The 11,976-nt window shown below is 71.1% G+C and carries 11 protein-coding genes; 6 read left to right on the top strand and 5 right to left on the bottom strand.

Translation table 11 applies throughout. The features are described 5' to 3' along the window. The first annotated feature begins 121 nt into the window (after positions 1 to 121). On the top strand, positions 122 to 3,679 hold the full coding sequence (gene dnaE, locus TR48_RS15040) for a DNA polymerase III subunit alpha (protein ID WP_042367106.1): 3,558 nt from the start codon (positions 122 to 124) through the stop codon (positions 3,677 to 3,679). Between the two features lie 77 nt (positions 3,680 to 3,756). Here the strand turns inward: dnaE and TR48_RS15035 are convergent, their stop codons facing one another. The 3 genes from TR48_RS15035 to TR48_RS15025 all read right to left on the bottom strand — a co-directional run bounded on the left by TR48_RS15035 (position 3,757) and on the right by TR48_RS15025 (position 6,258). Beyond that, complete coding sequence (locus TR48_RS15035; protein WP_042367104.1) at positions 3,757 to 4,377, bottom strand: hypothetical protein; 621 nt, start codon at positions 4,375 to 4,377, stop codon at positions 3,757 to 3,759. Between the two features lie 70 nt (positions 4,378 to 4,447). Further along, entirely contained in the window at positions 4,448 to 5,257 is an 810-nt protein-coding gene (locus TR48_RS15030; RefSeq protein WP_042367171.1) for an ABC transporter permease, read from the bottom strand. After that, complete coding sequence (locus TR48_RS15025; RefSeq protein WP_042367169.1) at positions 5,254 to 6,258, bottom strand: ABC transporter ATP-binding protein; 1,005 nt, start codon at positions 6,256 to 6,258, stop codon at positions 5,254 to 5,256. Before TR48_RS15025 ends, TR48_RS15030 begins: the two co-directional genes overlap by 4 nt. 159 nt (positions 6,259 to 6,417) lie before the next feature. On the opposite strand from TR48_RS15025, the gene TR48_RS15020 reads away from it, so the two are divergent. Next, complete coding sequence (locus TR48_RS15020) at positions 6,418 to 7,176, top strand: hypothetical protein (RefSeq protein ID WP_042367102.1); 759 nt, start codon at positions 6,418 to 6,420, stop codon at positions 7,174 to 7,176. Here the strand turns inward: TR48_RS15020 and ybaK are convergent. Both ybaK and TR48_RS15010 read right to left on the bottom strand, forming a co-directional pair. Then, positions 7,163 to 7,657, bottom strand: a complete 495-nt coding sequence (gene ybaK, locus TR48_RS15015) for a Cys-tRNA(Pro) deacylase (RefSeq protein WP_042367100.1) — start codon at positions 7,655 to 7,657, stop codon at positions 7,163 to 7,165. The two genes, TR48_RS15020 and ybaK, sit on opposite strands and share 14 nt — an antisense overlap. 63 nt (positions 7,658 to 7,720) lie before the next feature. After that, on the bottom strand, positions 7,721 to 8,428 hold the full coding sequence (locus TR48_RS15010; RefSeq protein ID WP_042367098.1) for an LON peptidase substrate-binding domain-containing protein: 708 nt from the start codon (positions 8,426 to 8,428) through the stop codon (positions 7,721 to 7,723). Positions 8,429 to 8,739: 311 nt separating this feature from the next. On the opposite strand from TR48_RS15010, the gene hisD reads away from it, so the two are divergent. The 4 genes from hisD to TR48_RS44335 are packed head-to-tail and all read left to right on the top strand — an operon-like array spanning position 8,740 to position 11,964. Further along, positions 8,740 to 10,050 (top strand): histidinol dehydrogenase, encoded by a 1,311-nt coding sequence (hisD, locus tag TR48_RS15005; protein ID WP_042367096.1) that lies wholly within the window; start codon positions 8,740 to 8,742, stop codon positions 10,048 to 10,050. After that, positions 10,043 to 11,206 carry a histidinol-phosphate transaminase gene (locus tag TR48_RS15000; RefSeq protein WP_084729419.1) on the top strand — a complete coding sequence of 388 codons (1,164 nt, stop codon included), beginning with the start codon at positions 10,043 to 10,045 and terminating at the stop codon, positions 11,204 to 11,206. The genes hisD and TR48_RS15000 overlap by 8 nt, the downstream gene beginning before the upstream one ends. Continuing rightward, on the top strand, positions 11,207 to 11,815 hold the full coding sequence (hisB, locus tag TR48_RS14995; RefSeq protein WP_042367089.1) for an imidazoleglycerol-phosphate dehydratase HisB: 609 nt from the start codon (positions 11,207 to 11,209) through the stop codon (positions 11,813 to 11,815). It abuts the gene before it with no gap. Beyond that, complete coding sequence (locus TR48_RS44335; protein WP_042367087.1) at positions 11,812 to 11,964, top strand: CG2302 family histidine operon protein; 153 nt, start codon at positions 11,812 to 11,814, stop codon at positions 11,962 to 11,964. The genes hisB and TR48_RS44335 overlap by 4 nt, the downstream gene beginning before the upstream one ends. Positions 11,965 to 11,976: the final 12 nt, after the last annotated feature.

The following is an 11,976-nucleotide window of genomic DNA, read 5'->3' as shown; positions in this document are numbered from 1 at the left end:
TGCTCAGCCGGAAATCCTCCCGGCATCATAGGGTCCTGCGTGCTGCTTTGCCTTCAGGCTCACGGGTCCCTAGGGTTGTTCTCTACCCCAGTCGCCGCCCTCGTGAGGAGTGCCGTCCGCCGTGGCCGACAGCTTCGTTCACCTGCACGTTCACACTGAGTTCTCGATGCTGGACGGGGCCGCGAAGAACGGCAAGATGTTCGCTGAGGTGGAGCGGCAGGGCATGCCCGCGATCGCGATGTCCGACCACGGCAACATGTTCGGCGCCTACGAGTTCTTCCAGATCGCGCAGAAGCACCCGGTCAAGCCGATCATCGGCATCGAGGCCTACGTGGCGCCCGGCAGCCGCACCCACAAGAAGCAGACCTTCTGGGGCCAGCAGGGCGGCCGGATGGCCGGGGGGGACGCCAGCGGCGAGGGCGGCAAGGACGTCTCCGGCGGTGGCCGGTACACCCACATGACCATGTGGGCCAAGAACGCGGGCGGCCTGCGGAACCTGTTCAGGCTCTCCTCGCTCGCCTCCATCGAGGGCTACTACATGAAGCCCCGCATGGACCGCGAGATCATCTCGCAGCACTCCGAGGGCATCATCGCGACCACCGGCTGCCCCTCGGGCGAGGTGCAGACGCGGCTCCGCCTCGGCCAGTACGAGGAGGCCGTCGCGGCCGCCTCCGCCTACCAGGACATCTTCGGCAAGGAGAACTACTTCCTGGAGCTGATGGACCACGGGCTCGACATCGAGCGCGACGTCCGGACGGACCTGCTGCGGCTGGCCAAGGAGCTGAACATCCCGCTGCTGGCCACCAACGACTCGCACTACGTCACCGCCGACCAGGCGGACGCGCACGACAACCTGCTCTGCATCGGCGTCGGCAAGAACAAGGACGACCCGAACCGCTTCAAGTTCAACGGCTCCGGCTACTACCTCAAGACCGCCGAGGAGATGCGCGAGCTCTTCCGCGAGCTGCCGGAGGCGTGCGACAACACGCTCCTGGTCGAGTCGATGATCGAGCCCTACGACGAGGTCTTCGCCTTCGTCGACCGGATGCCGCAGTTCGACGTGCCCGAGGGCGAGACGCAGGTCAGCTACCTGCGTCAGAAGATCGGCGAGGGCCTCAAGAAGCGCTTCGGCGACGACCCCGGCCAGGAGGTGCTCGACCGGATCGAGCTGGAGATGTCCGTCATCGACCCGATGGGCTTCTCCTCCTACTTCCTCGTCGTCGCGGACATCTGCCAGTACGCCCGCGACAACGGCATCCCCGTCGGCCCGGGCCGCGGTTCCGCGGCCGGCTCGATGATCGCCTACCTCACCGGCATCACCCAGCTCGACCCGATCGAGCACGACCTGCTGTTCGAGCGGTTCCTCAACCCCGAGCGCATCAACCCCCCGGACGTCGACATCGACTTCGACGACCGCCAGCGTGACCAGATGGTGCGCTACGTCGGCGAGAAGTACGGCGCCGCGTACACCGCGCAGGTCAACACCTTCGGCACGATCAAGGCCAAGGCCGCCGTCAAGGACTCCTCCCGCATCCTCGGCTACCCCTTCGCCATGGGTGACAAGATCACCAAGGCGATGCCGCCGGACGTGATGGGCAAGGGCGTCCCGCTCAAGGACCTCTTCAATCCCGAGCACCCGCGCTACAACGAGGGCACCGAGATCCGCGCCCTCTACGAGAACGAGCCGGACGTCAAGAAGATCATCGACACCGGTATCGGCATCGAGGGCCTGATCCGCGGCACCGGCGTGCACGCGGCGGCGGTCATCCTCTCCTCGACCCCGCTGCTCGACCTGATCCCGCTGCACATGCGGGACAAGGACGGCACGATCATCACCGGCTTCGACTACCCGTCGTGCGAAGCCATGGGCCTGATCAAGATGGACTTCCTGGGTCTGCGGAACCTGGGCATCATCGATCACTGCATCAAGGTCATCAAGGCCAACCGTGGTGTCGACGTCGACTGCGACGAGATCCCGCTGGACGACCCGGTCACCTTCCAACTGCTCCAGCGCGGTGACACCCTGGGCGTGTTCCAGCTCGATGGCGGTCCCATGCGCGCGCTGCTGCGCCTGATGAAGCCGACCGAGTTCGCCGACATCTCCGCCGTCTCCGCGCTGTACCGCCCGGGCCCGATGGGCATGAACTCGCACACCAACTACGCCCTGCGTAAGAACGGCCAGCAGGAGATCACCCCGATCCACCCGGAGCTGGAGGAGCCGCTCAAGGACGTCCTCGGCCCCACGTACGGCCTGATCGTCTATCAGGAGCAGGTCCAGCGAGCCGCGCAGGTGCTGGCCGGCTACAGCCTCGGACAGGCCGACCTGCTCCGCCGCGCGATGGGCAAGAAGAAGAAGGAGGTCCTGGAGAAGGAGTTCGTGCCCTTCCACGCGGGCTGCAAGGAGCGCGGCTACTCGGACGAGGCGATCCAGGCGGTGTGGGACGTGCTGGTCCCGTTCGCCGGCTACGCCTTCAACAAGTCGCACTCCGCCGCGTACGGGCTGGTCTCCTACTGGACCGCGTACCTCAAGGCCAACTACCCGGCGGAGTACATGGCCGCGCTGCTCACGTCCGTCGGCGACGACAAGGACAAGATGGCCGTCTACCTGGCCGACGCGCGTGCCCAGGGCATCAAGGTGCTCTCCCCGGACATCAACGAGTCCGTCACCGACTTCACCGCCGTCGGCGAGGACGTCCGCTTCGGTCTCAAGGCCATCCGCAACGTCGGTGAGAACGTCATCGACTCGCTGGTCGCCACCCGCAAGTCGAAGGGCAAGTACGCGACCTTCGCCGACTTCCTGGACAAGGTCGAGCTGCCGGTCTGCAACAAGCGTGCCGTTGACTCGCTGATCAAGGCCGGTGCGTTCGACTCGCTGGGCCACACCCGGCGCGGCCTGGTCGCCGTGGCGGAGACCGCGATCGACGCCGTCATCGGCGTCAAGAAGCAGGCCGCGATCGGCCAGGACGACCTCTTCGGCGCGATCGACGACGGCGCCGGGGCCCCGACGATCGGCCTGGACTTCCAGGTCGACGACAAGGAGTGGCCGCGCAAGCACCTGCTCTCCACCGAGCGGGAGATGCTCGGCCTGTACGTCTCCAGCCACCCGCTGGACGGCGCGGAGCACATCCTTGCCCGCAACCGTGACACCTCGATCGCCGAACTGCTCGGCTCCGGCCGGACGGAGGGCGAGGTCAAGCTCTCCGGGCTGATCACCTCGGTGGACCGCCGGATCAACAAGGCGGGCAACGCCTGGGCCCTGATCACCCTCGCCGACCGTGACGGCTCGGTCGAGGTGCTGTTCTTCCCCAAGACGTACATGCTGCTCAGCGAGATGCTGGTGGAGGACAACGTCGTCGCGGTCAAGGGCCGCCTGAACGAGCGCGACGGCGCGCTGAGCATCTTCGGCTCGGAGATGCAGATGCTCGACATCTCCGCCGCGGAGCACGGCGGCAAGCCGCCGATCCAGCTGAACATCAACGAGCGGAAGATCAACGCCCAGTTGGTCTCCGAGCTCAAGCGCGCGCTCCGCGCCCACCCGGGCGACGTCCCGGTCCGCCTGCTGATGGAGGGCCACTCACGCAGCGTCCTGTTCGAGCTGGGCTTCCTGGTGGACCCGGACAACGGCTTCGCGAGCGACATCAAGGGCATGCTCGGCGCCGGCGCCTGGGCGACGCTGTAGCCGTCGGGCGGGCGTCCGGGGCGCGCGGCCGACCGTGCAGGTCGCCCGCGCGCCGGACCCAGGGCGTGCCCGACGCCTCAGTGGCGTTCTTCCTTCGGCGTGAACAGGGCCGTGGCCGCCAGGAAGGTCAGCAGGGCCGCCATGGGCCAGGCGACGATCGCCGTCTTCGCGCCGAGGGCGAGGGGGCGGGAGAAGTCCTTGTTCGTCGGGACCGAGGCCGCCAGCTTGAGCAGGTCCTGCTGGCCGATGTGCACGGCAAGCTGCCAGGCGATCCAACCCGCCGCGAGACCGCCGAGGGTGAGGCCGATCGGGACGGCCAGGCCCGCGCCCCGGCGACGGGTGAGGAAGTAGGCGAGCGCGGCCGCGACGATGCCGAAGCAGCCGCCGATCAGGGCGAAGTAGCCGTCCGCGGCGATCTGCTGCTCGCCCTCGGGGTCGCGCAGGTAGACCGCGGTGCCGTCGGAGTACAGCGGGACGCGGGGCGCCACCGCGTGCCACAGCAGGCCGAAGAGGAGACCGGCGACCGCCGAACCGACCACCAGGGCGAGGCCGATGAGGATCTCGCGGCGGTGGTCCGGGCGCGGCCGCGCGGCGTCGGCCGCGTCGTCCGGAGCCTCCCAGCGCGGGCCGTCCCCGGGCGGGGCCGGAGGTGCGGACGGCTGGCGGCTGGGGCCCTCGGGGGTGTTGGGTGCGGTCACCGGGACATGGTCGCACGTCCGTCCGGCGGCCGCGCGGACGGACCCGCGATCGCCGCCGCCCAGGCGGGCGTCAGGCGCGCGTCGCGGCCTTGCGGTAGGCCCAGGTGGACAGCGCCAGCGACAGCACGCCCACCGCCGCGCAGACGGCGAGGTCGCCGGCGACGGCCGCCCAGTCCGGCCGGGCGGTGAAGGTGCGGGCGAACGCCTCCACGCCGTAGGTGGAGGGGAGCAGGTCGCGCAGCCACTGGAGCGCCGTCGGCATGTGGCTCGCGGGCAGGACGCCGAGCAGCAGCGCGGCCGACATGCCGAGCTGCCCCAGCAGCGTCGCGATCTCCTGCCTCGGCGCCAGCAGGCCGAGCGCGGCGCCGACCCCGGCCAGCGCCGCGCCCGCGAGCGGGATCACCGCCAGCACGATCCACACATGCACCCAGGGGAGCTGGAACATCGCGCAGCCCACGGCCGCCGTCACCAGCGTGCCCGGTACGGTGAAGGACGCGTACGCCGCCGCAGTGCCCAGCACCACCGACGCGGCCGGGACGGGCAGCGTCGCGTAGTGGTCGAGGCCGCCGGTGGCCCGCAGTTTGCCGAAGTACTGGGCGAACAGGTTCAGCGCCACGAACGCCACGACCAGCACCGCCGATCCGGCGACCACGTCGCGCGCGGCCTCGGTGTCGTGGGCGCCGACCACGCCGCGCATCATGACCAGGATGCCGAGGGACTGGAACGTCGCCACGAACATCAGCGGGATCCGGGCCACCCTGGCCCGGGAGAGCTGCGCGCGGTAGACGGCCCCGAGCGAGGGCAGCAGCGCGGCGCGCGGCGCGGGCGCGAACGGCTCGAAGGCCGAAAAGCCCTCGACGGTCTCGAAGGGAGCGCTCACTTCTCCAGTCCCTCGTGTCTGCCGCCGAGCAGCAGGTAGACGTCCTCCAGGCTGGGCGTGGACAGCGAGAAGTCGTCCAGCGCCGCGAACGCGGGGCCGCCGGTCACCTCGGCGACCAGCTCGCGCGCCTCGTCGGGCTCGGCGCGCACGGCCCACCGGCGGCCGTTCACGGTGGCGCGGCCGGCCAGCGCGGCGACGAGCGGCAGCCCCGTCGGAGCCTCCTCGCGCCAGACCAGGTCCAGCCGGACCGAGCCGTCGACCATGGCCTTGAGGCCGCCGGGGGTGTCGCAGGCGATGATCCGGCCCTCGTCGACGACGGCGACGCGGTCGAGGACGGTCTCCGCCTCGATGACGTTGTGGGTGACCAGCAGGACCGTCACGCCGTCCTCGCGGCGGCGTCGGTCGACGGCCGACCAGACCGCGCGCCGGGCGACCGGGTCCATGCCCGTCGTCGGCTCGTCCAGCACCAGCAGCGGGCGCGGTCCGGCGATCGCGGCGCCGAAGCAGGCCAGGCGGCGCTGGCCGCCGGAGAGCTTGGCCAGCGGGCGGGCGGCGATCGGGCCGAGCGCCAGCTCGTCGATCACCTCGGCGGTCACGCCGCGGGCCGCGGCGGCCGTCAGGCCGCGCAGGCGGGCGGTGGTCTCGACGGCGAGGCGGACCGTCAGCTCGTCCAGCGCCGTCGACTCCTGGCCGAGGTAGGCGAGCAGGCGCGCGGCCAGCTCCGGACGGCGGACGATGTCGTGGCCCAGGATCTCGATGCTGCCGGAGTCGGGACGCAGCAGCCCGGTCAGCTGGCGGACCAGGGTGGACTTGCCGGCGCCGTTCGGACCGAGGAGGCCGAAGACCTCGCCGCGGGCGATCTCCAGCGACACGCCGTCGTTGGCGCGGATGTGCGTGGCCTTCGCGCCCCGGCCGACGCGGTAGGTCTTCACCACGTCCCGCAGCGCACAGCAGACGGCGGTCGCGGGCGTGGCCGTCGCCGCCTGCGGTTCTGCTGCCACCGTGTTCACGTGCTCCCTCACCGTCCGGGCACGCTGGGGAAGACCCGGACCGCGTAGAGCCTACGCCGCCCGCGGGGATCGATGTCGCCGGGGGCGGAGGGGACGCGTCCGGCGTCGGGGACAATGGGTCGGGTCGACGCCTGATCGAGGATGAGGAAGATGCGCAGACGGTCCGTGCTCCTGCTGGCCTCCGTGGTGCTCGCGGTGGGCGGCATCGTGCTGCCCTCGATCGGGGAGCAGCAGTCCAGCGGTTCCACCCGGATCACCCACGTCGTGGTGAACGGCGGCAAGCCCGTGGTGCTGAAGGGCAAGGACAGCGCCACGGTCACCTTCGCCATCACCGCGCAGGACAAGTCCGGCATCAAGTCCGTCGACAAGATCGGCGTCTGGGGCAGCAACTACGGCGTGCTGCGGCCGTCCCCCGCGCCCTGCGTGGCCAGGAGCAGAACGGTCTCGGTCTGCACCGGCTCCTTCACGGTGAACCTGGCCGACCACGACGTCTACGACAACATGGCCGGCCGGTGGTTCATCCAGGCCACCGCGACCGCCAACGACGGCGACCGCTTCGAGTCCGACACGGCGGGCAAGTTCTTCATCAAGAAGGACGGCTACGCGACCCTGACCGGCACCCAGTCAACCGCCGCCCCCGGCACGCTGCTGGACATCGAGGGCCAGCTGATGCAGCCCAACTGGAAGTCCGGGCTGTGGACCTGGGACCCCTACCAGCCGGTCCAGCTGCGCTTCAAGCCGGCGGGCAGCTCCGCGTGGCGGATAGTGGCGCGCACCAAGACCGACTCGCACGGCTACATGCGGGCCGAGACCAAGGCCACCACGACGGGCACCTACGCCTGGTACTTCGCGGGCAAGGACTGGTCGGTGCCGGTGACCAGCGCGGCGGCGCAGGTCAGCGTCGACTGATCGGCGCGACGACGGCCCCCGTCAGCGTCGCCAGGTCCCCCGGGGCGAGCTCCACCTCCAGGCCGCGGCGTCCCGCCGAGACGAAGACCGTCGGGTGCTCCAGCGCGGAGGCGTCCAGCACCGTCGGCAGCGCCTTGCGCTGGCCGAGCGGGGAGATGCCGCCCCGCACGTAGCCGCTGCTGCGCTCGGCGGCGGCCGGATCGGCCATCGCGGCGCGCTTGCCGCCGAGCGCCGACGCCAGCGCCTTGAGATCCAGCTGGCCCGCGACGGGCACGATCCCGACCGCCAGTGCGCCGTCGACCTCGGCCACCAGGGTCTTGAACACCCGCTCCGGGGCGACGCCCATCGCCTGCGCCGCCTCGCCGCCGTACGACTCGGCGGTCGGGTCGTGGACGTAGTCGTGCACGCTGAACCCGACCCCGGCCCGCTCCAGCGCGACGGTCGCGGGCGTGCCCTGCCCGCCCTTGCTCTTCTTCGCCACGTGCGCCGCGCTCCTGTCCGGTCGTCTCGCTCTGGGGGCTCGGCGCCTGTGCCGCCGCCGGCCCTAGTTGGGGCTGAAGGCCTGTCGGGTCAGCTCGACCGCCGGGAGGGAGGGGAGCTTGGCGAGGACCGCCGCCTCGCGGCGCAGCAGGCGGAGCTCCGCGCGGAGCCGGTCGCTGGCGGAGCCGGCGGCCAGCAGGCGCTGCTTGTCCCCGGTGTCCAGCACCGAGGCCGCCGCGACCAGGTAGGAGAGGATGTTCGGGTCGTCCGGCAATTCGCGCTCGCCCGCGACGGTGCTCTCCTGCGCGCCCGCCAGGCGCTTGCGGTAGGTGCGGAACACCCGCTCCACCCCGGCGGCCAGGACCTTCGCCTCCGGCCCTGTCTCCTCCGGGACGTCCTCGACCTCGGCGGTGAGGTAGGGGCCGGTCGCGTCGATGGACAGGACGCGGAAGCGGGTGGTGCCGGTGGCGATCAGCTCGTAGCGGCCGTCGCGGTGCGACTGGAGCTGGGCGATCTCGGCGACGCAGCCGATCTCGAACAGCGCCCGGTGCGGGTCGGGGCCGAGCCCGGCCAGCGCGGGAGCGCCGTCGACGCCCGTCGGCGCGACCTCGCGGCCGTCGCGGATCGCCACGACACCGAAGCGGTGCGGCTCGGGCTGGGCGGTCAGGTCGGCCATCAGCCGGCGGTAGCGCTCCTCGAACACGTGGAGGGGGAGCACCAGCCCCGGGTAGAGCACCGAGCCCAGCGGGAAGAGGGGGAGCCGTTCCGTCACAGTGCGCAAGCGTAAGGGCTACCGGCGGGTCGCCGTGCCGGGGTTCCGGTGCCCGTACCGGGTCGCGCTCGGGGCAGCTCGCCGGTACGGGTGTTCGGGGGTCTCCGGTTCGGGGACCGAAGACCACGCTGCCCTCGCCGCACGGGCCCGGCGAGTCCGGCGCGGCCGAACGTGTCGTCGGTCACGGTCGGGCGCGGCTGCGGCCTCCACGGGGCGGTCCGGGCCGATGATGTCACCGCCCGTCTCAGGACACGTATCAGAGAGTGATATGGATCGGCAGTCTTTTCCCACGCCTCACTAGACTCGACAGCGTGATTTCTCGAATCGACCTCCGCAGCTCCACCGAGGACCCGCGCGCCGTGCTGCCGCGCGCCGAGCTCGATGTCGAGGCCGCCCTGGAGAAGGTGCGGCCCATCTGCGAGGACGTCCATCATCGCGGCGTCGAGGCGCTGATCGAGATCACGGAGCGCTTCGACGGGGTTCGGCTGACCGACATCCGCGTGCCCAAGGCGACGATCGCCGCCGCACTGGAGACGCTGGACCCCGCCGTCCGGGCCGCGCTGGAGGAGTCGATCCGCCGCGCCCGCCTGGTGCACCGCGAGCAGCGCCGCACCGACCACACCACCCAGGTGGTGCCCGGCGGCACCGTCACCGAGCGCTGGGTGCCGGTCGAGCGCGTCGGCCTGTACGTGCCGGGCGGCCTGGCCGTCTACCCGTCCTCGGTGGTCATGAACGTCGTCCCGGCGCAGGAGGCCGGAGTCGGCTCCCTGGCCGTGACCTCGCCGCCGCAGAAGGAGTTCGGCGGGCTGCCGCACCCGACGATCCTGGCGGCGTGCGCGCTGCTGGGCGTCGACGAGGTCTACGCCGTCGGCGGCGCCCAGGCGATCGCGATGTTCGCCTACGGCGCCGGCGAGTGCCGCCCGGTCAACCTGGTCACCGGCCCGGGCAACATCTGGGTCGCCTCCGCGAAGCGCCTGCTCAAGGGCCGGATCGGCATCGACGCCGAGGCCGGGCCGACGGAGATCGCGATCCTGGCGGACGCCACCGCAGACCCGCGTCACGTCGCGGCCGACATGATCAGCCAGGCCGAGCACGACCCGATGGCCGCGGCCGTCCTGGTCACCGACTCCGTCGAGCTCGCCGAGGCCGTCGAGGCCGAGCTGCCCCAGCAGGTCGAGGCGACCAAGCACAGCGAGCGGATCGCCACCGCGCTGGCGGGCCCGCAGTCCGGCATCGTCCTGGTGCGCGACCTGGAGCAGGGGCTCGAGATCGTCAACGCCTACGCGGCCGAGCACCTGGAGATCCAGACCGCCGACGCCGAGGCCGTCGCCGCGCGCGTGGTCAACGCGGGCGCGGTCTTCGTCGGTCCGTTCGCGCCCGTGTCGCTCGGCGACTACGCGGCCGGGTCCAACCACGTCCTGCCCACCGGCGGCTGCGCCTGCCACTCCTCGGGGCTCTCCGTCCAGTCCTTCCTGCGCGGCATCCACGTGGTCAGCTACGACCGCGACGCCCTGGCCGAGGTGGCCGGGCACGTGGTCACGCTCGCCAACGCGGAGGACCTTCCGGGCCACGGTGACGCGATCCGTGCCCGCTTCGACTGGAGTGTGCCGAAGAGTGAGTGACGACCTGCAGATCGACGACCTGCCCATCCGCGACGAGCTCAAGGGCAAGTCCCCGTACGGCGCGCCGCAGTTGCACGTGCCGGTGCTGCTGAACACCAACGAGAACCCGTACTCGCTGCCCGAGGACCTCGTCGCCCGCATCGCCGAGCGGGTCGCCGAGGCGGCGCGGGACCTCAACCGCTACCCCGACCGCGACGCGGTGGAGCTGCGCACGCAGCTGGCGGCGTACCTGTCGCGGTCCACCGGACGGACGGTGACGCGGGAGCAGGTCTGGGCCGCCAACGGCTCCAACGAGATCATCCAGCAGCTGATGCAGACCTTCGGCGGCTCCGGGCGCACCGCGCTCGGCTTCTCGCCGACGTACCAGATGCACGACCTGATCTCGCGCGGCACCGGCACCCGTTGGATCGAGGGCCCGCGCCGCGCGGACTTCACCATCGACGTCGAGGCCGCCGAGGCGACCCTGCACGCCGAGCGTCCGGACGTGCTCTTCGTCTGCTCGCCCAACAACCCGACCGGCACGGCCGTCGAGCGCGAGACGGTGATCCGCCTCTACGACGCCGCGCAGGCGGTCAAGCCGACGCTGGTCATCGTCGACGAGGCCTACGTCGAGTTCTCGCACCGGCCCTCGCTGCTGGAACTGCTCGACGGCCGCCCGCTCATGGTCGTCACCCGGACCATGTCGAAGGCCTTCGGCGCGGCCGGTCTGCGTCTGGGCTACTTCGCCGCGACGCCGGCCGTCGTCGACGCCGTGCAGCTGGTCAGGCTGCCCTACCACCTCTCCGCGGTGACGCAGGCGACGGCGCTGGCCGCGCTGGAGTTCACCGACGTCCTGCTCGGCTACGTCGACAAGCTCAAGTCCGAGCGCGACCGCATCGTCACCGAGCTGCGCGCGATGGGCCTGGAGGTCACCGACTCCGACGCCAACTTCGTGCAGTTCGGCCGCTTCGAGGACACCCACGCGATCTGGCAGGCGATCCTGGCCCAGGGCGTGCTGGTACGCGACAACGGCGTGCCCGGACGGCTCCGGGTCACCGCGGGCACCCCCGCCGAGAACGACGCCTTCCTCGACGCCGTCCGCACAGCCCTCCCGTCGCCCGCCGCCACCCTTTCAACGACGCGCTCCGCGCGCTCCTCCCTTTTGGAGAACCGCTAAATGTCCCGCAGCGACCAGCACCGTGTGGGCCGCGTCGAGCGCACCACCAAGGAGACCTCCGTCAAGGTCGAGATAGACCTGGACGGCACCGGGAAGACCGACATCTCCACCGGTGTCGGCTTCTACGACCACATGCTCGACCAGCTCGGCCGCCACGGCTTCTTCGACCTCACCGTGAAGACCGACGGCGACCTGCACATCGACACCCACCACACCATCGAGGACACCTCGCTGGCACTCGGCGCCGCCTTCAAGCAGGCGCTGGGCGACAAGGTGGGCATCCGCCGCTTCGCCGACGCCTCCGTGCCGCTGGACGAGTCGCTCGCGCAGGTGACCGTCGACCTGTCCGGCCGTCCGTACCTGGTGCACACCGAGCCCGAGGGCATGGCCCCGATGATCGGCTCGTACGACACCACGATGACGCGGCACATCCTGGAGTCCTTCGTGGCCCAGGCACAGGTCGCCCTCCACGTCCACGTACCGTATGGACGTAACGCCCACCACATCGTCGAGGCACAGTTCAAGGCGCTGGCGCGCGCACTGCGCTACGCCTCCGAGCTGGATCCGCGCGCGGCGGGCATCATCCCGTCGACCAAGGGCGCACTGTGAGCGGCACCTCCTTCGTTCTGATCTTCCTCGGCCTGTTCCTCGCCGGCGGCGCGTACTCGTTCTGGAGGCAGAAGCTGCCGAAGGGCGTGATCGTGCTGCTCGCGATCTGTGCCGTGATGAGTCTCGCCGCGGGCCTGCTCCGCATCTGACCCGGAAGGGAC

The sequence above is a fragment of the Streptacidiphilus neutrinimicus genome, assembly GCF_000787815.1.
In the GTDB taxonomy this organism is placed as follows: Bacteria; Actinomycetota; Actinomycetes; order Streptomycetales; family Streptomycetaceae; genus Streptacidiphilus; species Streptacidiphilus neutrinimicus.
Note: the sequence above shows the minus strand (reverse complement) of the source record. Positions and strands in the feature narration are given on the sequence as shown.